General features: G+C 48.4%; 15 protein-coding genes. 3 read left to right on the top strand and 12 right to left on the bottom strand.

The features are described from left to right. Positions 1-45: 45 nt before the first annotated feature. The 9 genes from ABWH99_RS10235 to ABWH99_RS10275 all read right to left on the bottom strand — a co-directional run bounded on the left by ABWH99_RS10235 (position 46) and on the right by ABWH99_RS10275 (position 15,590). Positions 46-1,815 (bottom strand): restriction endonuclease subunit S, encoded by a 1,770-nt coding sequence (locus tag ABWH99_RS10235; protein WP_375586178.1) that lies wholly within the window; start codon positions 1,813-1,815, stop codon positions 46-48. Further along, a complete protein-coding gene (locus ABWH99_RS10240) occupies positions 1,816-3,255 on the bottom strand; it encodes an N-6 DNA methylase (protein ID WP_375586179.1) in 1,440 nt (479 codons plus the stop codon). 1,569 nt (positions 3,256-4,824) lie between these two features. After that, complete coding sequence (gene tnpA, locus ABWH99_RS10245; protein ID WP_375586180.1) at positions 4,825-5,295, bottom strand: IS200/IS605 family transposase; 471 nt, start codon at positions 5,293-5,295, stop codon at positions 4,825-4,827. A 28-nt stretch (positions 5,296-5,323) separates the two neighbouring features. Then, a complete protein-coding gene (gene hsdR / locus ABWH99_RS10250; protein WP_375586181.1) occupies positions 5,324-7,705 on the bottom strand; it encodes an EcoAI/FtnUII family type I restriction enzme subunit R in 2,382 nt (793 codons plus the stop codon). A gap of 855 nt (positions 7,706-8,560) precedes the next feature. Continuing rightward, the gene (locus ABWH99_RS10255) at positions 8,561-9,757 is read right to left on the bottom strand and encodes an FG-GAP repeat domain-containing protein (protein WP_375586182.1); all 1,197 of its coding nucleotides are present in this window, start codon (positions 9,755-9,757) and stop codon (positions 8,561-8,563) included. 1 nt (position 9,758) lies between these two features. Continuing rightward, positions 9,759-12,848, bottom strand: coding sequence for a PVC-type heme-binding CxxCH protein (locus tag ABWH99_RS10260; protein ID WP_375586183.1), 3,090 nt, complete (start codon positions 12,846-12,848; stop codon positions 9,759-9,761). A gap of 119 nt (positions 12,849-12,967) precedes the next feature. Next, positions 12,968-13,156 carry a hypothetical protein gene (locus ABWH99_RS10265; RefSeq protein ID WP_375586184.1) on the bottom strand — a complete coding sequence of 63 codons (189 nt, stop codon included), beginning with the start codon at positions 13,154-13,156 and terminating at the stop codon, positions 12,968-12,970. A gap of 88 nt (positions 13,157-13,244) precedes the next feature. Further along, positions 13,245-14,045, bottom strand: coding sequence for a DUF1080 domain-containing protein (locus ABWH99_RS10270; RefSeq protein WP_375586185.1), 801 nt, complete (start codon positions 14,043-14,045; stop codon positions 13,245-13,247). A 27-nt stretch (positions 14,046-14,072) separates the two neighbouring features. Continuing rightward, the gene (locus ABWH99_RS10275) at positions 14,073-15,590 is read right to left on the bottom strand and encodes a DUF4301 family protein (RefSeq protein ID WP_375586186.1); all 1,518 of its coding nucleotides are present in this window, start codon (positions 15,588-15,590) and stop codon (positions 14,073-14,075) included. A 376-nt stretch (positions 15,591-15,966) separates the two neighbouring features. Here ABWH99_RS10275 and ABWH99_RS10280 point away from each other — a divergent pair, with 376 nt between their 5' ends. After that, entirely contained in the window at positions 15,967-16,113 is a 147-nt protein-coding gene (locus ABWH99_RS10280; RefSeq protein ID WP_375586187.1) for a DUF2256 domain-containing protein, read from the top strand. Here ABWH99_RS10280 and ABWH99_RS10285 read toward each other — a convergent pair. After that, positions 16,096-17,436, bottom strand: a complete 1,341-nt coding sequence (locus ABWH99_RS10285; protein WP_375586188.1) for a DUF5723 family protein — start codon at positions 17,434-17,436, stop codon at positions 16,096-16,098. The two genes, ABWH99_RS10280 and ABWH99_RS10285, sit on opposite strands and share 18 nt — an antisense overlap. A gap of 140 nt (positions 17,437-17,576) precedes the next feature. On the opposite strand from ABWH99_RS10285, the gene ABWH99_RS10290 reads away from it, so the two are divergent. Both ABWH99_RS10290 and ABWH99_RS10295 read left to right on the top strand, forming a co-directional pair. Then, complete coding sequence (locus tag ABWH99_RS10290; RefSeq protein WP_375586189.1) at positions 17,577-18,365, top strand: hypothetical protein; 789 nt, start codon at positions 17,577-17,579, stop codon at positions 18,363-18,365. Between the two features lie 26 nt (positions 18,366-18,391). Further along, entirely contained in the window at positions 18,392-19,363 is a 972-nt protein-coding gene (locus ABWH99_RS10295) for a S41 family peptidase (protein ID WP_375586190.1), read from the top strand. Positions 19,364-19,372: 9 nt separating this feature from the next. Here ABWH99_RS10295 and ABWH99_RS10300 read toward each other — a convergent pair whose 3' ends face one another. Beyond that, positions 19,373-22,420 (bottom strand): PVC-type heme-binding CxxCH protein, encoded by a 3,048-nt coding sequence (locus ABWH99_RS10300; protein WP_375586191.1) that lies wholly within the window; start codon positions 22,418-22,420, stop codon positions 19,373-19,375. Then, complete coding sequence (locus tag ABWH99_RS10305; protein WP_375586192.1) at positions 22,417-24,018, bottom strand: hypothetical protein; 1,602 nt, start codon at positions 24,016-24,018, stop codon at positions 22,417-22,419. Before ABWH99_RS10305 ends, ABWH99_RS10300 begins: the two co-directional genes overlap by 4 nt. Between the last annotated feature and the right edge of the window lie 181 nt (positions 24,019-24,199).

The following is a 24,199-nucleotide window of genomic DNA, read 5'->3' on the forward strand; positions in this document are numbered from 1 at the left end:
TCCTTATTTATTTCCGTACCTTGGGATAGGCTCTGCGGCCATATTTCAGGGAAGTTCATCAGGAGCCTTCGCTTTCACCACCTCCCTCAAGCAACCCTGCATCCATTGTTTTTGGGTGTTTTGATGGATATCTATTTCTTGTTCTAGTTTATCGCACAGGGTCATTAAGGCATTGACTTTTTCAACAATGGCTTTTTGCTCTTCTAAACGTGGAAGCGGCAAAATCAATAGTTTTATGTTTTCCCTTGAAATATTTTGCATTGAATCACTCGTGCCTGATGAGACTTTTTTATAGTGTTCCCGGGCTTGTCCACCATTGTTATAAAGGTTTAAAAATTCGGGAGAAATTAAATTTGAAAATCTAATCCTTAAAGTTTTATCATTTAACAACAATTTTGCTCTAACGCTATCTGGCACAATGACACTTTTCGCAATTAAATCACTCGTATTGGCTCTGGTTAAAATGAAATCGCCTGGTTTTACCTCCTTGTCTTCAAAAGGTGTTTCATCCTTCGGAAGTGCTTTGTTTTCTTTTCCGTTAAAAGCGCCCCATGAGATAGCACTCATTTTTATTACTCCCCATTCATCGAAATTCGCAGTTTCTGGAAGACATTTTGGGCTCTTTCCAGCTTCAATATCAATAATTAATTCCCCAAACCTACACCAAACCCACCCCTCCGGCAATTCATATGGAATCTCCTCTTCCGAAACCTCAGGAAGAGGCTTTTCCTTTTTGATCTTTCCAGCTTTGATTAGTGATGCTTTTTTTACTTTTATTTTTTCCAGGAGATCGGAAGCGGGTTCGACTTCGACTCCGCTCAGTCTCCCATCAGTTCTCCAATGATGCGTCAGCTTCCCCTGCACCGCCAATTGCAAAATGCTTTCCCGAAGTTTTTTGATGGTTGATTTTTCGGTAAAGAAGGTGCCAAACTGTTCTTGTATAAATGCCCAACGGCTTGCCACATCCTGGTCCGCCGCTTGGCTCAACTGATTCAAGGCTGAAGTCACAAAGTCAGTCTTTAATTTTATCCGCTTCTTGGTCAAGGCTTCCAATTGCTCTACCTCGGCAATGAGTTGATTGACGATTGCTACTATGGCTTTTTGTTCTTCAAGAGGAGGGAGTGCAAATACTTGGTTTCTGATTTTTACTCTTGAAATATTTGGTTGAGCACCGCCTTCTCCTTGGTCAATAAAATTTCCCTTTAGTGCTTTTAGCAATAAATGTAAATAAACATTAGAAATGCATGAAAATGGGGTGCAGGCACAAACAGCTTGATTTGTTGCCCCCTCAACTGCTAAGATGGCTGTTTTCCCAATAGTCGCTCCATACATGGCAATTAGTACATCACCAATTTTATTTAGTCTCAGGGAAGAATTTTTAAGTGCTAATTCGTTTATGGTTTCTTTGGAGTTATAATCAATGATTCCATTATTTAATTCCCCAGATTTATACCAATTAATATTTCCCCCATAAAAATCAGAGCGTGATCTGGACGGTGTTGCACCTGCGCCCCAATCTCCAATTTCTCCAAGTCTAATTAATTCCCATGAAGTAGGCGGTGAAGGGATTTTTTCATTTTCATTTATGGGCTCTAAAGGTTTTTCTTTTTTAATCTGTTTTCTTTTAATTAACTCCTTTTTTTCAAGCTCTAGTTGGTCCAACAAAATCTCAGCAGAATCCACATCAGGGTTTTCCTCCCTCCATTTTTTTGTCAGGTTCCCTTCTATAGCGAGTTGCAAAATCAACCCTTTCAATTCTTCCGCATTTTTGGGATAGAGGGTCAGTTCTTTAAAATGTTCGAGTAATTGGTTCATCTACCTGAGCGCTTCTGTTAATACCTTAATAATCTCCTCCTGAATCTCGGAGATCTTTTTTTCGGTGGCTTGATATTGCTTCAGCAGGACTTCCGGACTTTCCAGCTCATCCGCGGCCTGATGGGGGTTTTTGATGTCCAGGTTGTATCCCCGGTTTTTGATCTCCTCCGCGGAGACTTTCCAGGCATATTTGCTATAGGCTTCATTTTCCCGGTCATTCCACCAGGCTTTTTCCAAGTCAAATTCGGTGATATGAATCGGTTTGCCCTTATTATAGCTCTTGACGCCATCCGGATAAGGATGCTCAAAGTACCAAATGTCTTTGGTAGGGCTTCCTTTTTCGAAGAAAAGCAAATTGGTTTTGATGCCGGTATAGGGATTGAACACGCCATTGGGAAGGCGAACGATGGTGTGCAGGTTGCAGCGTGCCATCAGTTCTTCCTTGATGCGTGTTTTCACGCCTTCGCCAAAGAGCGTTCCATCCGGTAAGACTACGGCACATCTACCCCCATTTTTCAGCAAGCGAATGATCAAGGCCAGGAATAGATCGGCAGTTTCCTTGGTTCGGAACTTCTGTGGGAAATTGGTTTCGGTACCATCTTCTTCCACACCGCCAAAGGGAGGATTAGTCAGGATAATATCGACCTTATCACTTGCTCCCCAATCCGCATAAGGCTTGCTGAGGAGATTATCTCTCCGCACCGCCGGCACATCAAAGCCATGTAGCATCAGGTTGGTGGTACAAAGCAAATGGGGCAGGGGCTTTTTCTCTATTCCTCGAATGGTTGCCTGCAGGTCACGTTCGTCCTGCTCGTTTTGGACCAGTTTTTTCTTATGGTCTATGGTGCAGGTCAGGAAGCCACCCGTCCCGCAAGCAGGGTCTAGAACGGTTTCCTTGAGTTGGGGATTGATGATATCCACCATAAATTGCGTCACGGCCCTAGGCGTATAGTATTCGCCCGATGAACCCGCCGACTGCAATTCCTTCAATATCGTTTCGTAGAGGTCGTTGAACAGGTGCCGGTCTTTGGAACTGTTGAAGTCGATTTTGTTGATCTGATTGATCACCTGACGGAAGAGCGTTCCGTTTTTCATGTAATTGTAGGTATCTTCAAAAACGGACCGGATAATTTTTGCCTGGGGACTGACGGTGAAATCCAGTTCTTTGAGAGCTGGAAACAGCGCATTGTTGACAAAGTCCATCAGGGCATCGCCGGTCAGTCCTTCTTCATTGGCTGCCCAGTTTTGCCATTTGAATGGGTCCGGGATGGGGCTTTGGTAATTTTCTATGGTGATTTCCCATTCTTCTTCTTTATCTGCAAAAATCTTCATAAAGAGCATCCAGACCATCTGCGAGATGCGCTGTGCATCCCCGTCTACTCCTGTGTCTTTCCGCATGATGTCGCGGATGCCTTTGATATTGGTGGTGATTGTAGTCATTTATTTTTTTGTATTCTTTTTTGTTAATGTTTGATTCAAACGGGATCACATGTTTATAGACGTATTACATCACCGAACGGTACGACCCCGACGGGGTCGGATTAATTCGCACAAGACCACCTTGCTATAAACATGTGACCTCTTCGAGGTCAACTGATTCGTTTACGTCACTATCGATCCCAGCGGGATCGTATGTTTATAGATAAATTACAGCATCGGACGGTACGACCCCTACGGGGTCGCATTTATTCGGAGGCGAACGTTATTTCTATAAACATGTGACCTCTTTGAGGCCAGTTTTGCATTGGTTATGGTAAATCAATTCCAAAAATGCCCAATCGATCCCAGCGGGATCACATGTTTATAGATACGTTACGCCATCGAAAGGTACGACCCTGTCAGGGTCGGATTAATTCGCACAAGACCACCTTGCTATAAACATGTGACCTCTTCGAGGTCAACTGATTCGTTTACGTCACTATCGATCCCAGCGGGATCGTATGTTTATAGATAAATTACAGCATCGAACGGTACGACCCCTACGGGGTCGCATTTATTCGGAGGCAAACGTTATTTCTATAAACATGTGACCTCTTTGAGGTCAGTTTTCCATTGGTTATGGTAATCAATTCCAAAGATGCCCAATCGATCCCAGCGAGATCATAGTTTATAGATACGTTACGCCATCGAAAGGTACGACCCTGTCAGGGTCGGATTAATTCGCACAAGACCACCTTGCTATAAACATGTGACCTCTTTGAGGTCAACTGATTCGTTTACGTCACTATCGATCCCAGCGGGATCGTATGTTTATAGATAAATTACAGCATCGAACGGTACGACCCCTACGGGGTCGCATTTATTCGGAGGCAAACGTTATTTCTATAAACATGTGACCTCTTTGAGGCCAGTTTTCCATTGGTTATGGTAATCAATTCCAAAGATGCCCAATCGATCCCAGCGAGATCATAGTTTATAGATACGTTACGCCATCGAAAGGTACGACCCTGTCAGGGTCGGATTAATTCGCACAAGACCACCTTGCTATAAACATGTTACCTCTTTGAGGTCAACTGATTCGTTTACGTCACTATCGATCCCAGCGGGATCGTATGTTTATAGATAAATTACAGCATCGAACGGTACGACCCCTACGGGGTCGCATTTATTCGGAGGCAAACGTTATTTCTATAAACATGTGACCTCTTTGAGGCCAGTTTTGCATTGGTTATGGTAATCAATTCCAAAAATGCCCAATCGATCCCAGCGGGATCACATGTTTATAGACGCATTGCATCATCGAACGGTACGACCCCTACGGGGTCGGATTGATTCGTACATTACACGAATCCTATAAACATTTGACCTCTCTGAGGTCTTGTTCTTCATTTTCTGTCTCATTCCGATCCCAAGGGGATCGCATGTTTATAGCAACAAGATATTAATGAACGAGACGACCCCGTCGGGGTCGCATTTGTTCGGGCGTAAACGCCATTTCTATACACATATTACCTCTTCGAGGTCTGATTTATTACCAATCCGTTTAATTATTAAATGGATTGGAATGACTTAATTTTCTATATCATCTATCCATTCAAATAAATATTTTTCTTCGTATTCCACTTGAAACTTTTTCAAAAACCCAATGTATTCTTGTTTGAATGATTTTTTCTTATGATGCTCTTTTTGATTTTGGATGTAGGCAATCACATTATCTAAAGCGGAATGGGAATAAGAAAACGCCCCATAACCCTCTTGCCAATCAAATTTATACTTGACAAATTTCTTTTCTTTGACAAAAGCATTGGATGCCTTTTTAACCTCCCTTACAAGATCGGACAGGCAGCATGCGGGCTTCATTCCGATTAGGATATGAATATGGTCCGGCATGCCGTTTATTGCAAGCAGTTTCTGATCCTTATTGGTGATGATTCCTGTGATGTATTTAAAAAATTCCTCCTCCCATGACGCGCCAATCAAACTAGTTCGCCCTTTAACAGCGAATATCACCTGTATATAAATTTGTGAGTAGGTGCTCATAAGCCGACCAAATTATTAAATGAATCTTTTAAGCTATCTGATAAATTTCATTTTCCAATTCTTTAATTGCTTGCTCAAAATCTTTTCCCTTGCCAAATGCCCTGACCAATTCCACCGGAGATCCCAATTGGTTGATGGGTTGTATTTTAAGAATAGCTCCCTGTTCGATGGTCGTGATTCCCTCTTGTTCGTATTTGTCCAGGAGCGCATTCAGCACGGCCTGGGCTTTTTCACTGTATTTGACAAAGTAGTTGCTTTTGCGTACCTGCTCGGCGCGTTCTTTTCGGGTAAGTGCGGGCTGGTCAAAGGCAATATGACAGATCAGGTCAAAATCGTCCATTTCTTTCCCAATTTCTTCCCGAAGTGCCTCCAGTAAAATGCCCTGCTCAGCCAATTCTGCCAATAGAATTTCCTTCTTCTCTGCGGCTGTCCAGCGCTGAATAAAGGCATCCAAAGACCCGAAATGTTGATCTATGTTTTTTCGGGTATAATCTTTTAACGATTCGGTGATCAATCGACCATCTGCTCCAAAATATTGGATTCGCTGATTGATGACAGCTACTTCTACGTCGTTGACATAGTACTTTTTAGGTTCTGCCTCCGGGTCAGGGTCAGGTATCCCGATACCAGGAGGGGGAGTCTCTAATCCGGGAGGATCAGTATCTTCAATTGAATCAGCATTTTCTTCTTCTTCGTTTTCCGGATACACGGGCGGTACCGGAGAATCTTCTATTCCAGGTTCGTAGATCTGAACGGGTTCCCCATCGAAATCGGGATCGGCAAAAAGGTTGGTGGCTTTTCGGAAATCCATAATGGTGAAAAACAGCTTTCCCTCGGCTTCCCGGATTCTTGTACCTCTACCTACGATCTGCTTGAATTCCGTCATCGAAGCAATATTCGCTTCAAGTACGATCAGTTTGACCATTTTGGTATCCATACCCGTAGTTAGCATTTTGGATGTGGTAGCGATGACGGGGAAGCGTTCTTCCACATCCAAAAAGTTATCCAACTCGCCTTTCCCTACCTCATCATCTCCCGTGATTTTGACCACATAGTAAGGGTACTTTGTTACTAAATCAGCATTGGCATTGATCAAAGCCTGTCGCATGCGTTGGGCATGTTCTATATCAATGCAAAAGACAATAGTTTTGGCAAACCTATCGGTTGCTTTTAAGAATTCCGTCACCTTATTTGCGATGAGTTGTGTCCGCTGATCAATGACCATTTTACGGTCGTAATCTTTCAGGTTGTAAATCCGGTCTTTGATTTCATGGCCAAATTTGTCCAACATTCCCGAAGATGGTCTCCAACCTTCATCCAGATTGGTGGTGATTCTTACGACCTTATAAGGAGCCAGAAAACCATCCATAATCCCTTGCTTGAGCGAATAGGTGTAGACAGGTTCTCCGTAATAGTCCATATTGGAGATGTCTTTGGTTTCCTTGGGAGTGGCAGTCATCCCAATCTGCGTGGCTCCCTGGAAGTAGTCCAGGATTTCTCGCCATGCGGAGGCCTCAGAGGCCGAACCCCGGTGGCACTCATCCACTATAATCAGGTCAAAAAAGTCCCTACTGAATTCTTTGTAGGCGTTTTTCTCTTCTTCATTGCTGGTCAATCCTTGATACAGCGCAAAGTATATTTGATACGATTTGTCAATTTTGCGGTTTTTGATGATATGCATGATATCATTTCCAAAAGGGGAGAAGTCCCCGTTTTTGGTCTGGGTGAGTAAGGCATTTCGATCTGCCAGAAAAAGAATTCGTTTTTTGATCCCTGTTTTCCAAAGTCTCCAGATCAAGTTGAAAGCGGTGTAGGTTTTTCCTGTTCCGGTAGCCATGACCAGCAGAATTCTATTTTGTCCTTTAGCAATGGATTCAATCGTTCTGTTGACCGCATTGGCCTGATAGTACCTTAAATTCTTGCCGGAATCGTCGGCATAATAATCTTGCTCAACGATTTCACGCTCCTTTGGCTTTTCAATATTTTTGAATTTCAGGTATTTTTCCCAAAGGGTATTGGGAGAGGGGAATTCATCTAAAGGGATTTCCTTTTCTCTTATCTCGGTGTTGGTTTTGTCATGAAAAACAAAAGCATCACCGTTTGAAGTAAAGACAAAGGGCAATTGAAGTATTTCGGAATATTCCAGTGCTTGCTGCATCCCGGAACCTACTCCTTTCTTATTGTCCTTGGCCTCTATAATGGCAAGAGGGATATTGTTTTTGTAATAGAGAATGTAGTCAGCCCTTTTTCTTATTCCACGAGTTTGAAGCGCACCTTGAACGATGATTCGTCCGTCGGTAAAAAACACTTCTTCACGAATTTGCTTTTGGATATCCCAACCTGCTTTTTTCAGTGCCGGAGTGATGAATTTAGTGCAAATGTCCCTTTCGCTTAGGCCTTTCTTATACATTGTAAAAAAATCAACAATGGATTCATATCTAAATATATTAGTTAATCCCCTAAAAGAAAATTTATGAGTTGGAATGTGTTAAAAATCTATAGTGAATTCACTCCTAAATTTTAACAACAAAAAAATTAGGTCATCCTAAGTAGTAAAATAATGTTAGGCAAACAATGGATTTGGAAGTCAACCTATGGCATCAGGTATTGATGTTAGCTTGGTTTTGTCTTGAGGTTTTTTTGTGCGCTTCCACAGCGGCATCACTTCTTCCTAACACCAGCTGTTGATGGTCGTCATTGAGCCTTTCAACCTCTTCACCGGCAGTGAACTCCATTGTCTGCGCAAGGAAGGGCTGCCTGAAAATTCACATAGGATTGTTTACTTTTCGGTCTTTTGATAAGCTGGACTTTGGTTCTGTATCTCCTATCTATGGCAGTTCCCGATTTGATCTTATTAACCACGCTTATCAGACTGCCTACCAAACACTGGGAGGTAAGAAGTACGAATTGACAAAGCACCTTGGTAACGTCCTTGCTGTCGTAGGTGACACTATTCATCTGCTCGCGGACAGCACTAGGATCTCAGCCATCAGCACCACGGACTATTTTCCGTGTGGATTGGCTATGGATGGTCGTACTGAGTTGGACAGCATTTACCATATCGGTGATTATGGTATTTGGTGTAGATAGGGTGTGTCTTATTTTGAGGTAGATTAATGCCTTTCCCAAAAAGCAAAGCGGATTAGGAGGCCAAGCTGAAGTGATCCCTATGTGTGATAATAAAGCCGGGTACGGTAGTCGATTTTTTGTTCCCAGTTCAATGCCTTCAATCATCCCCGGAGTTTATCGGGTTTTACTCTTGCCCTTACTCTCTCACTTGCTCAAATACAAAAACCCCCTTCTTGTTGGCGACTACGATATCCACCAGCCCGTTGCCGGTAAAATCCTCCGTAACCACATGGACTCCCACACCGGAATCGGTATCGATTACATGCTGGGTCCATTGGGGTGCAGTTCCGGGAACAAATTCGTACCAGGACAAATAGGGCGTGTCGTATTCGCCGGGATCATTGCCCATATGGGCGAAATAGCGTTTGCCGGTAACCAGATCCGGGTGTCCGTCCCCATTGATGTCCACCAGTTCCAGTCCGTGCGTTTGCGTAAAGGAGTCATCAATAAGGTGGGTTTCCCATTGCCCGGTTTTTTTTTGCTCGTGCCACCAGACTCCCAATTGATGGGCAGAGGAAGAAACCACATCCGCTAAACCGTCGGCATTAAAATCGTACACGTACATCTGTGCTGCCGGTTCACCCAGGTCGGCGGGATGAAATTTCCAGGGCCCCTGGCGAGGGTCTTCCGGGCCTTCCCACCAGCCCTCGGTGATGATCAGGTCCATTCTTCCATCCCCGTTGATATCTCCCATGCCCATACCGTGGGCAAACCGGGCCGTGCCCGGACTCTCCTTTTCACTGATCGGGTATTTTTCCCACGCCAGATCATCCGGATCCCCGGGGGCTTTGAACCAGACCATTTCACCCGTCTCGGGAATGCTGCCGACAATATCCTTGATGCCGTCCTTATCCATGTCAAAAAAGCCTGCCGACTCGTTGCCCAGCGATCCGGAAATGAGATGTGTCTTCCAGTGTCCGGCCTGGTTTTTTGGGTTTTCAAACCACTGAACCTCCTTCCCGGGAAAGCCTATGCGCACAAAATCTACCCAGCCGTCCCGATTGACATCCATGCCATAGCTGATAAACGCATTGCTGTATCCTTTGTCGTAGAAAAATTCCTGTGGCGTTTCCAATTCGTGGGCGGTCCAGTCAGGTGCTTCAAACCAATAGGCCCCGGCCATTACGTCCATCAAGCCATCCCGGTTCACATCGCCGATGGCAGCCCCTTCCGCCAGGAAGGTCCTGCTAAGCCGGTGTTTGGTAAAAGTAATGGAAAATGCAGGGGTTTCTTTCCCGTTTTCCTGTGCAAAGCAAGGATCGAAGCAAAGGATCCCCATCAGGGCGATGAAAGCGACCGGAAAGGTGACATCAAGGGCGATTTGGCGTAACATCTTATCGAAGGCTAAGTAGGTAATTCATCAGATCATTGAACTGTTCCTGATTCAGTGCGGTGCTGAAGTAATCCGGCATCAGCGTAATGGTAGAGGCGGTTTGTTCGGCAATATCGTTTTTGGGAACGGAAAACTCCTTTCCACTCTGGTCCGCCATTACCAGCAGCTGTCCTTCTTCCCTTCGGTAAAGACCGGAGCGGGTTTGCCCATTTTTCAGTGTTAGGGTATAGGTGCGGAAGTTTTCGGATATGTTTCGATTCGGATCCAATACCTTCGTCGCCAGGGCATTCAGTCCCCAATTTCCAATCCCATCCAGCTGGGGCCCAATCATGCCTCCTCCTTCTTCAATGCGGTGGCACATGCTGCAATGCTGTTCGTAAAGGGATCTACCGGTTAGCACCTGTGCTGCGGACTGTTCAAAATTCTCCACACGCTCGGCAATCAACTGTTCCCGTTCCCGACTGATGGGTAGAAGGTTTTCAGTAAGCGAAAGGAAGGCCTCCCGCTGCACGCTACTGGCACCGGAAAGGAAATTTTCTTCCACTTTTCGGTTCTGTAAGATTCTTGCAGGGGCCATGCCCTCCCGAATGAGTCTGACCAGTCGGTCTTTGCCTTCTTGCGCTGTGGCCAGCAATGCGGCGATGGTTTCCTGTAGTTCAAACGGTGCATGGCGCATTCCTTCCGACAGCGCCTCCAAAGCCTGGGGGGATTTGACAACGGAGATGGATTCGGCCATGCTACGGCGAAATCCAAGAGCGCTTTCCGGATCAGTCATCCAATGCTCCAGGAATGCCAATTGCGTGTGCGGGTCAATTTCCATCAAGGCGTTGGCAGCCGCTACGCGTATCTCTTCCTGAAGGTACAGCCGGTTTACTAATTGCCGAAGCTGGGGAACTTGTGTTTGCAGCTTCAGACTACCGGCTACTTGGGTTGCATAAAGCAGTTCGTCGATTGCTTCGCGGCTGACGGAATTGGATGGTCCAGCCTGTTTTTCCAGCAGTTGTTCACACAAAGATTGATTCCAGGCGATCAGTTCTTCGGGCCACTCCACATCCTGCTGGGTAAGCCCGGTGTTGATAGCGATGGCTTTCCGATACGGGGCTAATCCTGGCTGTTTTTGCTGGGCCAGCTGGATCAGTCCACGTATTTTGGAAGCAGGTAATGCTCGTGCCGCAGCCGTCAAATAAGGTAAAAAGCGATCTTCCGTAACGGGGTTGGTTTGCAAGTGGGCTACCAGAAAGGCTGCTGAAACGCGGGAGGTGATGTCCGAAAAAACCAGGGCCACTTCGGCTGCTTCCTCTTCGTTCCAGGATTCACTGGCAACGGTATTGGCGATCTCAGGATGGTTTGCGTGGTGATAAAAGGCATGCTGCAAGGCATATTTCAGGTGGCTGTCGCTCTTCGGGGTTGCCAAAAATGCCTGCATCAGCGGCCGGACCATCTTTCTGTCCGGATGCCGGATAAGATTTTCGGCGGAAACGCGTCGCACGTGGGGACTATTGTCTGTCAGGGCTTCTTTGGTCCATTCGAAAAAGGTGTCTCCAAATTCGGTTTTTTCACCAAGGATGCGATGCACGTGGACCCGAACCAGGGGATCGGGATGGAGGCGGGTTTTTTCCAATGTTTCTTGCGGCAGCGCGTCCATACGCGATAGTGCCCATAGGGCATGTACCAGCTGACGCGAAGGGCTACGCCGGTGGTTGACTATCTTTTGAAGGGCGGCGGTCGCTTCGCTTCCGTACCGATCCACCAGCTCGTCCGTAGCAACCAGCCGGGTTTGGAGCACGGGATCTCCTATGGCTTCAATGAGCCGTGCCATACTGGCCCTTGACCAGTCAGTAACGGTTTTTTCTTGCCCGCGGTAGGTGATTTTCCAAATGCGCCCGCTGTTTCGGTCCCGTTCCGGGTGATCCAGGGGCACTTCGTAATGTCCAATAATGGGGTTGTAAAAATCCGCGACATACAGGGCACCGTCCGGGCCGACCTTGATGTCTACAGGACGGAACCAGGGATCTTTACTCACCATAAAATCCGCCTGCCGGGTGGCTCGGGGAGTGGAGCCATTAAAGCTCATGGTGCTCCTGCTGATGCGGCAGGTGACCACGTCTCCGGAATAAAAGCTGTTTCGATACGCCTCCGGAAACTGGGTATCCGTGTAATACACCAGGCCGGACAGGGCCGTGGAATTCAGCCCATAGTCCATCATGGTTGGGGCGAAGCCCCTATTGGGTTCCTTTTTTCCCCATTGCGTGTAATTCCCCTCCCGGATCAATTGGTAAATGGGCAAGGTATGGCAATCGGCTGAATAATGATAGCCCAGTTCGTCCAGGTCTGAACCAAAGGGATTGATTCTCCCGTCGCTGGTTTTTTCTGCCCGGCTTCCATCTGCGGTAAAGCGGAAGGTGTTTCCCGAAACCATTCGGATGGAATCCCCGTCTTTTCCGGCGACTGTGGAAATATTACTAAAGCCGTGGGAAGCATGGATCCATCCGTCAAATCCACGAAACAGGTTATTGACCATTCCATGTGTATCACGGGTCTCAAAGGGGCCCAATAGGATTTCACGCCGGTCGGCCCTATCGTCTCCGTCGGTATCGAAGAAGCGGTACAGGTGGGGAATGCTAAAACCAATAGCCCCTCCCTTCACCGGCTGTATGCCGATGGGGATGTTCAGGTCTTCGGCAAAATGCGTGATTTTATCTGCCTTCCCGTCCTTGTTGGTGTCTTCCAGGATACTTATTCGGTCTCTTCCCTGTCCCTCGCCGGCCTTGATGGGATATTCGGAGGACTGGCTGACCCACAACCTTCCTTTTTCATCAAAGGCCATGTTGATCGGTTTGGTAATATCGGGTTCGGATGCAAAAAGGGTTACTTCAAATCCTGGCGGAAGGATAAAATCGGCCTTTTCCTGCTCCGGTGTTTGAAAGGGACTGGTTCGCACATGGGCAGCATACATGGGGTCCGGGTCTTCCTCCACGTAAGTAGAAGGTCTGGCTTCCGGCAGGTCGCCCGAATGGGTGATCTGCCGGGGCTGCTGGCAACAGACGAGTAGCAGTAGGAGGAGTCCAGCAGTAGGGTATTGGGTTTTCATCAATCGATAGGGGATATAGGTAGTAAACTACCCCTTAACATACACTTTATTCCCCAAAGATACAACCGGGGCGTATTTCCTTTACACGAAAGGCGTTGTGCGCGGCTCCGTAGAATTTTTTAACTCCGGTCTTTGATCGATTTTAAAAGTCCCAGGCCCGAGCTGAAAAACACAAAGCCCAATACAAACACCACCAGTAGCGTTTTCCAGTCGGCTTCCTTCGGGCCCAAAAATGCATAGGCTCCATAGACCAGGGCACCCAAGCCGATCAAGCTGAGGAAAGGTGCAAAAATACGTTTAAAGTTCATACCGTTTTTATCGGTAAGGACACAAAAACACTGCCATACTACAAACGAATACCGGAGGCAAGGACCAATTTAACGGAACGTTTGGGTATTAGAAGTCGGTATTTGGTTCTTCCAGGTTGAGCCGTTGGATCCAAATGTTGCGGAACAGTACCTCGTGTCCCTCGGCCTGAAGTTTGATCCCACCGGGACGGTTCGTAATGCCTTTTCCGCCATCCCTGCCGCCATCCAGACCAGAGTTTGGGCCACCCCATACCTGTTGGATGGCCACATTTTCGTGAACCTTCTCTCCATTAAAATAAATCGTGGTCAGGGCTTTTTCCGACAATTTACCATTCTCATCGAACCGGGCACTTCGGAATTGGATATCGTAGGCGTTCCATTTGCCCACCCCTCGGTAAATGCTGTAGGGAGCGGCTTTTTCGTTGATTACCGCGGCCATGCCATGATCCGTACTGTCTCCATCAAGAATCTGTATCTCGTACCTATTTTGCAGGTATACGCCGCTGTTACCACCGGGTTCCTTGATTAAAAATTCCACATGCAAGCGAAAATCAGTAAATTTTTGTTTCGTCACAATGTCCGCCGCGCCGTATTTTCCCCCGGCTCCCTCGGGGTCGTTGGAGCTAACTGCAGTCCCTTTGTCCACCGGGTCCGGCACAATTTCCCATTTGATGGGCAGTTTGGCCGAAAGCCGGGGGCCTTCCCAATAGGTCCAGTTTTTATGCAGGGATTTCTTCTTTCCGTTAAACAGTTGCTCTGCACCTTTTGGAGCGGCGGCGCCTACGTCCAACTGCGCCCATGCAGGCAATTGAACCAGTAGGAACAGCAAGAAGAGGGCAGGTGGGTAGAAATAGAATGGACGAGGGAAAGTAAACGTGTTTGGGATCATGAGGAAGTCGTTGAAAAGCCTGTCGGTTTATTGATGGACCTCCCGCAGGAGATCGTTGACGGTTTTTACGGGATTGAAGGTAATTAGTGGTACCTCGACGAATAGGGAATTCCAATCGGCCATGGATCCGTTCCACAATCCGGGAAGTTCCTGGGCTTTTAAATCCCTTCCGCTTTTGGATTTCTGGGTAATAAATCCGGTCTTGGGATCCCGGAAGGCCATCAAGTCAAAGGGTTTACCGGTATAGTCTTTTATGCCACAAACCAAATCGGTCGGGTTGAAATGGGTGGATGCTTTAAAAATTCCTTTTTGACCTGCATCATCGAGGTTTAATTGGGCCGTTTCCGCGATCTGCAAGGAAAGTGAACCATCCGGTTCTTTCACCCAAAAAGGGCCCCCTCCGGGTTCTCCGGTATTTTCTACCATCCCACAAACCCGGATCGGACGGTTTAGTTTGTTGTGCAGGTACCTGGCCTGCTCTTCCAAGCCCTGCGATTCAAACGCATCCGGGAGCTTTCCCCCAAGAGTTTGGGTAAACACCTGTTTTGCATGCTCCACAGTGGCTTCTGTCACACCGTTGTCGAGGGCCTTCAGCGCCTGAAATGCCTGGGATTGTGCCCGAAGAAGCAAGCCACCGATGGCTTTTTTGTAGGTGGTGGTAGTGTCTTTCAGACGATCCGGAACCACATTGTCGATGTTTTTTATAAACACCACATCTGCATCGATTTCGTTTAGGTTGGCTAACAAGGCCCCGTGCCCCGCCGGGCGAAAAAGCAAGTCACCATTATCTTCGACAAAAGGTTGGTTGGACAGGTCAACCGCAATCGTGTCCGTGGTCTTTTTTTGCTGGGAAAAATCGACAGCAAACGTGACGCCGAACTTTTTTTCCATAACGGGCCGCACCTGTGCTATTTTTTCTTCAAATTTTTTCTGATGCTCCGGAGACACCGTAAAATGGAGTCGGACCGTGCGGTCCTTACCTACGCCATACTGTGCTCCTTCTACAAAATGTTCTTCCACCGGCGTGCGGTTTTCACTGCCGTACGCATGGAACTTTAATAGCCCCTTGGGAAGATTTCCGTATCCAAGTCCCTCATCTTCCAATAGGGCGGTAAGGATACGTGCGTAGTTCTTTTCTTTTATAGCCTTGGGTAAATCGCTACCACTTTTTTGAAGTTCCCGGTTCAGGTCTTCGTAAAAAGCAAAGGAGTCGATGGACTCGAAAAACTGGCGCACAAAGGCATCGTCTTCCAGTGAATGGCTTCCCTTTTCGAGAAAGCCGAATAAATTTTTAAACATGCGGCTGGCAGCGCCGCTTGCGGGGACAAACTTTACCAACACTTGGGTTGGCGCTGCAGCTTCGTATTCCTTTACAGCGGTTGTTAACTGCTCTTCCGTCAACACCTGTATGCCGTCACCAATGGTGGCAGCACGCTGGATTTCTAAAAATGGAAAGCCCTGCACAAAGTTTTGCAATTGCTCCTCTACGGTTTGCAGGGGCATTCCCAAGGCGTTGATTTGTTGCTTCTGTTCGTTGGATAACATGAATAGATGTCGGGTTAATCAGATTTTTTTGACGATCCAATATAGTAATTTCAATCGTGAACGGCCCTATTTTTTCGGGAATTTAGCCCTACCTGGACTAAGGTACCATTGATTTTTCAATCTACGGGGCTGGCCGGAATTCTTTTCCTGGTTTTGTCAACGCCGAAATGTGCGATAGACCTTCCTTTGCACGATGTAACTATTTCAAAATCAGCTTCCTATTTCCTATTTTCGACTTCACCATGCCGGTGCCAGGACTCAGTCTCCAAGCAGCCTGATTTTCTTGTGGTTGCACCCCTCACTACGAACTCAATTGCATCGTCCAGTTAAACAATTTTTCCAGAATTGGTATTATTTAAGCGAAAGCATTGCCGCGATGATCAAGAAAAGAGATTTACCGCAAAAAACCTGTGCGGTTTGTGGAAGGCCATTTTTTTGGCGAAAGAAATGGGAGAAAAACTGGGAACAAGTCAGGTATTGTTCCGACCGATGCCGCAAGCAGAAATCAAAAGCCCCAGGATAATCCCGCGTGTACATCCAGTCGGCTACTATCCGCCAAAAGCCCGGTAATAACGGACTGGCTACCCACAAAAAAGCCACCGAATTGTATCCCGAAACCACCCGCCAGTCCCGATACCTGATGCTGCATCCAGGGGGAGTAAATCTCAAGTTTCCCAGCAATAAATCGGGGCGTGACGACCAGCAGGTCGGGAGAACTCAATTGCCGGTTGCGGCTTTCGTCCTCGATTCTTTTTTGCCCGTATACCGACACCTGAAAGTTTCGTACGGGACTGAATTCTACATAAGCAGCGATTTGTTGGGGTAGGTGGATACGCGTCGCTGTTTCCTCGCGGGAAGCGGTAAAGAATCCGCTAGCTACCAACTGCTGCTCGATTTCTTCGATGCTGCCTTCCAGGTTGTCTATGCGGAAGGATTCGGTTGGGGCGATATTGATTTGGTAGTTTCGGGTAACCTGGCTGCTGGCTGTGGTCATTGCCCCCAGGTTTTTCAGGGACATCCCCAGGTTCAGGAAACGTCTTCCGTTCCGTTTTAGAAGGTAATTGGCTCCCAGATCCACGGCGAAACCACGGGGAGAAAAACCCGTCCAAAGATCTGTGTCAAAGCCCAGTCCACCGGTACGATTGATATCCCAGCGTTCGTCGTAGGAAAGGTTCAATATACCCCGCGCGTTGGAAAGCCGTATCCGATCCTGATCAGTAAGTAGGGTAGCCTGGATCTGGTCCACTCCCAGGTTGGCATAGGTTCCGGGAAAGAGCACTTTGAAATGCCCGCCCAGCGATAGGGACTGGTTTTTGGTTTCCCAGATACTTGTTCCCGCCATTAGCCCCAGTTCAAGCCAGCCCACGGCATTGATACGTTGATTGTAAGGAAGGTCCAATTGGGTTTGACTGGCCCCGCCTGCCTTGGTTTCGTTGATGATGGCGTCACCCAGTTTTGGATTAAAATCGATTACATCTACTTTTGCCCGAACCTGAGAAGTAAATCCGATTGACCATTTGTTCAACCGTATGCCGACGGAGGGACCCATTAGAGTAAGGTCTGTACGCACGTTTACAGGCTCTGAAATACGTTCAAAGATGCTCTCAAATTGGTTGAAATCGGAAAGCATGTCTTGAAATGACAAGACATTGTTATCCAGGGTTTCCCCTAGCGCAAAAAATGAAACCTCCACTTTTTTGTTCAGGTGGTTCAGTTCGGCCGGATTCATCAGGGCATTGACCATGCCTTTGCGCTGGCTATTCTGTATGCCCAGAAAACTCTCCTGTGCCCGGCAAATCCCAGCCAGAAAAAAAAGTAGAAGGAAAAGGTACACTCCTGGTTTCATCGATCTTCACAGTTAAAAATAAGCCAATATTGGCTATTAAATAAAAACAAAAATACCCGGAAAATGAATCAGATGGTTAGATTTTTTTCAGATTTTAGTACTTTGCTGCATCGTTACCCATACACTAAATACGGAACCTGATGCAGGGGATCATTTGTCGGTTTGTTTTCTTTTTTTTAATAGCCTGCCTGGCCCACGATCATGCTTTTTCCCAGTCCGCTGGAAATCTATGGTTGTCCACTGGCTTTCAGACATTTACCAGTCGTGACGAAGGGTTTTCTTCCCTGGCGTACAATGGTCCGCGTAGCTTCAGCACGGTAGCTTTAGAACTACAACGGCCACACAAATCGGAAATCTTACGGTTTGAATTTGGCATTGGGCCGCTAAGCAACCGTATTGGCAATACACTGAACGCCCTGTCTGCCGGGTTTTGGAACAGTACCTTTTATCACCGGGAAAAGGATGCCAACCGCGGTCTGCATTTGGGCTGGTCCAATCAAAACCAGGTGAATCTCCGTCGGCACAATGGATTTACAAATTACAGTTTTCGTTACGATTATTTTACTTCTGTTGGCCCTGCGCTTCGGTACAGGTATCCGTTTCAGTGGAAAGGGCAGCAGTTTTCCTGGCAAACCCTGGCCCATTGGCAGGTAGTAGGCTTCCAGATTAAATCCGGATTTATCGGAGCCGACCCGGCAGGATTCTCCGAGGATGGGGAACCCTTGGAAAACTTACTCCAGGCGATGGATCCTTTTTACCTGGGAAAGGATTGGCACCTTGGACTGGAGTCTACACTGGTTTGGACATTACCTAGCGGTAACGACCTGGCCTTACGTTACCAACCGGATTTTTCCATCTTGAATGGAGGCCAATCGGTTCATCGTGTTGGACATGCCGTTAGTTTATTGATAAATTTTCGCATATGGTAAGACCGGCAACATATAGTTGGATCCTTTTGTTTTTTTTGTTTTCCTGCGAGCAATGGCTGGTGCCTCCCGATCCTGAGTCGGACCCTGTAGCGGTATTCGATGTCCTATGGGAAGACGTAAACCGTAGGTATTCGTTTTTCACCCACAAGGATATAGATTGGGCGCAGGTTCGGGCAGACTACCGCCCGAGGGTAAACGAGCAGATGGGTCAACTTGAGCTATACGATGTTTTGGCGGAGATGCTCTTTGAACTTCGGGACGGACATGTAAACCTAAGTACGGGTTTTAACCGCAGCCGGAACTGGGAATGGTATCGAAATTTTCCGGTGAACTACGACGAAAACCTGATTGAGCAGGAATACCTCGGTGGTGATTATTGGATAAGTGGTCCCTTGCAACATCAGGTGTTGGATGAAGTGTTGTACGTCAATTACCGCTCCTTCGGGCAGCGGATTTCGGAAGCCAACTTACAGGTAGTGGTCGAACGGGCAAGACGAAGCAGGGGGGTAATCATCGATGTACGAAACAATGGTGGAGGCAATCTATCCAATGCTGAGATACTGGCGTCCGCTTTTGCGGGGGCAGAAACCGAATACGCGAGACAGCGGATCAAATCGGGCCCCGCTCCGGATGACTTTGGTCCCTGGGAGTCCATGACGGTTAGTCCCTGGGAGGAAGGTACATTTACCGGCAACGTAATGGTACTGACCAATCGTCGCTCGTACAGCGCGACCACGTTTTTTGCCCAGATGATGAAGGCCTTGCCCAATGTCACTTTATTGGGAGACCAAACGGGCGGAGGGGGAGGCACCCCGGTTTTTGGCGAATTGCCGAATGGGTGGACCTACCGCTTTTCTGCCACGCAGACCGTTGACCCAGACGGTCGCCAACTGGAAGATGGTGTGGTTCCCGATCTGCGATTGGATTTAAATCCCGCTGCGGTACGTAGGGGAGAAGATAACCTGATCGAAACGGCGATAGTTCTTCTTCGTCGGTAGCTGGTTTCATTACCCGGGAGCGGAAGATCCTTTGAGGAAGGCCAATAAATCGGCAAGGTCTTGCTGGCTCATGTTTTGTTCCAATCCGTCTGGCATCAGGGAGGTACCCGGGCTCTCCATGCGTTTGATCCGTGACCGAAGCAATGTCTCTTCGGTTCCGAAAGACGTTTTTAAACGAATGGAATGGGCTGATTCGGATAGTATCCGGCCACTTACCTGTCGCCCATCGTTGGTTTCAACGGTAGTGGTCTGGTATTCGGGCAAAATTTCGTAATTGGGTACCAGGGTATGCAACAGGATGGCCGACGCTGGCTGGTTGCCAATGCCCGTCAAATCCGGCCCCACTTCGGCCCCTTCTCCGGAGTGCCGGTGGCAGATCGCACATTGTATTTGAAATACGACTTTTCCAGCGAGGCCATCACCTTTCCATGTCAAAACTTCCTTGTAGCGGTTGTACACCTCCATTCTTCCCCCTTCTTCCAGAAAATCAAACAGGGAAACGGCGGCTGCCTGCACCCGCGGATTAGTCGATTTCATTAAGCGTTGCCGGCTCGTTGAAGGAATGTCTGTAGGTGGAATGGCTCCCGTTTCCAGCGCCCGAATCAATTCCTCCAGCAGTACCGGTTGGGACATAAGCCGGTGGATAACGGCTGCTTTTACTTGGGGTGTAAAGGTCTTCCATTGCTCGCCCCGGGTAAGTAATTTCCCCGCCGTGGAATGATTGTGTCGGGCCAGTGCCGCCACGGTTTCCAATTGAACAGCAAAAGGTTGCTCTGGACGGAGCAGACTACCAAGTAAGCTTTCAGTTTTGTCTGGAGGAAAGTAACCCAAGATTCGTACGGCCCGGATACGGTCGCCTTCTTCCGTTGAGGCTGCGTGCAGCAGCTGTGTCAATTGGGTCTTCCATGCCTCCAGTCGATTTTCCGTAAGTCCCAATTGGTCCAAGTGTTGGAAATGCGCGTCATTTCCCTCCAGGCCTTCGCAAAGACCGGCAAGAAGGGCAATTTCTTCGAGCGTAGCCTCCTCTTCCCGGATGGACGTCATCAGGCTTTTGGAGGTATCAACGGGAAGACTTGTCCCGATAAGCTCTCCGAGATCGGAAAAAAGTTCTCGCAATCCTGGCGAGGAGCGCGGGCCAATGCTTTTCCTGAGTACCTGAAGAAATTCCAGGGCTTGGTTGTTCAATCCAGCCAGCACGGCTGTCCGCAGCCAGGGATCTTCGGCATCCCGTTGCGCAATTTGCGCCAGAGGTGCTAATTTAGAAGCTTCCTCCCGCGCTCCTAGCACCAAAGCCGTCACGAATCGGACGCGGGGGTCGGTATCTTCCGCTCGTTGAAAGATTTGCGCTTCCGCTTGGGAAAAGAGATTTTCTGATTGGGCCAACCACAAGGCCTGTTCCCGGATTCCCGGATGGGGATCCTGTAGGGCAGCATGAAGCAGTTCCGGGCGTATGCCGCTCATATGGTAAACCAACCAAAGTGCCCGAACCCGGGTTTCGGGAAGCGGAGCATTGGCAGCAAGTTCTTGTAGCGCAGAAACGCTTTCGGTTGGCCTGGCTTCGAGCAGCAAGCGGAAGGCAGTTTCCCTCGACCAGGCATCCTCGTCTTCCAGGGCTTCCAATGTTTCCGAAAGGCTCACCGGATCCTTTTTCGGAAAGACAAAGGAATTGACCGAGGTTTCCGGTTCGTTGTTGCGGATACGGTAGATCCTTCCTTTGTGTTTACCACTGCTAAAGTCCAGCATCGGACGGGTTTCTTCGGGTACGTAGGCGGGGTGATCGATGGTTTTTCGGTACATGTCGGCCAGATACAAGGCTCCGTTGGGTCCGTGGCCCAAAAATACCGGATTGAACCAGGTATCGGATGAAGCCAAAAATTCCCATCCTTCGTGTACCCGTTCGGATTCAAAACTGGCTCCTTTTTTTTGTAATCGCTGCCGTTGTACCAGGTTTTGGGCCGGTTCGCAAATAAAGACATTTCCTACATGGGAGGCTGACAATCCGCCCCCCTGAGACACCAAGGTACCACAGGCTGAGGTGAAGGTACCCTGGTGGGAGCGGCCCATTAGTCGGGGGATGTAGTCGGCGGTGGTCACGGACCGGCTGATGGGGAAAACCAAGGCCTCCGATTCGACCGGCGAAACATTTTGAATGGTGTTGGAAAATGGGAGATGCGGATTTCGTTCCAGGTGCCAGGGTTCCAATACCAGGTGTTGTAGCGGATGCCGGTTGCTGCTTCCAAAGCGTCTCCCGAATGCATCAAATGCCAACCCAAACTGACTACGTCCCGCGGTAAGTTCAAATTCCAGGGTTTCGGGGTGAAACCGACTATCCGAGGCCGTGAAAACCACCGGTTTCCTGTCCGGGCGATCAGGTGCCTGTACCGCTCCTCCCGTCAATCCAGAGGTGAGATAGATCCATCCGTCCAAGCCTAAGCTGGGATGACTAACCCGTATCTGGGCCGTTTTACTATCGTCGAATCCGGTCAGGACAATTTTCCGGATATCGGCCTTTCCATTACCGTTGGTATCTTTGAAGTAATACAGATGGGGCGCACAGGTGACAAATACCCCGCCTTTCCAAGGTAAAATGCCATTGGGATAGCTAAGGCCCGTTACGAAATCGGTTCGGTAATCAAATTTTCCATCTCCATCCCGGTCTTCCAACCGGGCGATTTTTCCCTCGGTTTCTTTTCCCTCGCCATCTACCGGATCTGGATAACCGGTATTCTCTGCCACAAACAATGCTCCGGTTTCATCGAAGGCAAAAGCCGCAGGGTCAGCTACCAATGGCTCTGCGGCCAGCAGTTCAATTTGCAATCCGGGTTCCAGCTGGAAGGCCGCCAAAGCGGCTTTAAGGGGAAGCGAGTCTGCGTAGCTGTATAGGTAGGAGTTGACCGCATTATCTTGCTGCGCGGCTACCGGTACAATTTCTTCATTGTCCGGTTTTTCTTTGCAGCCAATTTGTACAATCAACAGGGCCGTGAGAAGCAGGTGGATGCAAGGGGTAGGGGAACGCAAAATCATGGCATAAATCGACGTAGTGGAGAAATGGATCACAGCACCTGCCCCCTTTCCGGTGGGACGTTTCCATAATCCCAGGGTCGACCCTGGAAGTTTGGTGCTCTTGGTGCTTCTGGAATTGGACCGGGTGCTAGTTGCCGGATCAATTCCAAACTGGCTGCGACTATTTTGGGCCCGGCATCAATTTCCAGATTGCTGTAAGAGGTAAGACGCGTTTCGTAGCCGCCGCCTTGCGGACCAAATGCCTCCCGGGTAGGTACGTAGCCCACGCAGTCGTTGGCCATGGTCACGGGAAAGGTACTTGGGAAGGGGCTTTCCGATTTGATTTGTAGCCCCAGCTCGCAGAAAAACTCAGCAGGGTTGGCGGCTAATACCGCCGGACCAAGTTGGATTACCTGTAATGGCACCTCATGGACGGGGTTTTGTCTGCCCCAGCTGTCAAGCAGCAGGGTCTCCTTGGCAAATATCCAATTCGTTTTGCCTACCTGCTCCGGTGACTGTTGGGCCAGTTGCAAGGATTCCCGAACCCCTGCTTCGGTCGGTACCCGGCGTTTCAGGGGTAAAATTAGCTGCTTGCTTTCGATCTTCACATGGCTGGCCCTAGGCAGCAGCAGTAAGGTTTTGACTACCTCTGCTCCCACGCTGGCACCCACCAGCCGAGCCCATTCTTCTCCGGAAGGGTTCACGTTTGGATTTCGATTGTTTACCTGGGTAACGTCACCACTTGCTCCCTGCAAAAACACCACCACGCAATCCGAACCGAAGGCTCCCCGGATGGTTTGTTCCATGTAGTACACCCAATTTGCGGAAATACCTCCAGGGTTGGTAGTGGTATGACAGGCGTAGTTGACCAGGCATCCCATGCATTTCCCCTCGGCATCCCAGCTGCCAATGACGCCAACTTCAGGATCAATCGGGCCAGCGACATCCACTATATCCGGATTCAGCTGTCCCGGGTGGGTAAAGGTTCTGCCGTTTTTCATCCGGAAGCGTCTGTTGAAAGCCACTTTTTCCTCTCGGCCACTACCGATCCCCAGGCTCGCGTCCCTAAGGTTTTCAAGGGCCCGCAGGGCGGTGGTTAGCGTAATGTCCTTCACCTGCTTGAGGTAGGTAGGGTCTGCACAGGAAGATTGGCTGTAGGCAAGCTGCTGAATGAAGGCATCAGATCGATCGTATTGACCTGGCTGCACCATCGCCGTAGGACCGGAGGAATGGGAGTGGGAAGCCGACACCAGGATTTTTTCAGCGTCAATGCCTCCCTTTTCCTGAATGCTCCGTTTTACTTCATCCACCCAGGGTCGATAGACTGCCAGGGCATCCAGGGAAACGATCAGCACCTTGTTTTGCCCGGATTGAAAAGCAGCGATACGAACTTTACAGGGGTCGTGAAACGATCGATGGTATTGCTTGCCGTAATTTCCTGGTTGTTCCATCCCCAGTTCGGGAGAGATGTCCCCTTCTGCAAAGGCCGCTTTCACCCGATTTGGGGCTTGGTCGGTACCGGTGTAATGGGTGGAAGGATCTTTGTTCGGTAGTATTTGCCCGGTCAGGGGGGAGGAAAGACTAAAATATCCGGCGGCGAGTCCGGTATTTCGCAAAAATTTTCTTCGGGATGGGTTAAGCTTTTTTTTCATGCGCAATTGGGAAACAGTTGCCAGATAATCTCTTTCGAATCGGTTTGCCTGCTGTAGGAAATAGGCCTTTTAAGATACATTAAATGGTCGGCAATCCCAGTTCAATCACCGTTTTTTTGGGCGTTTTTTCCCGGATAATCTGGTCGATCAAATATTTTTTTACTACAAATTATTTCTAATG

It is taken from the genome of Cyclobacterium xiamenense (genome assembly GCF_042140265.1).
GTDB lineage: Bacteria > Bacteroidota > Bacteroidia > Cytophagales > Cyclobacteriaceae > Cyclobacterium > Cyclobacterium xiamenense_A.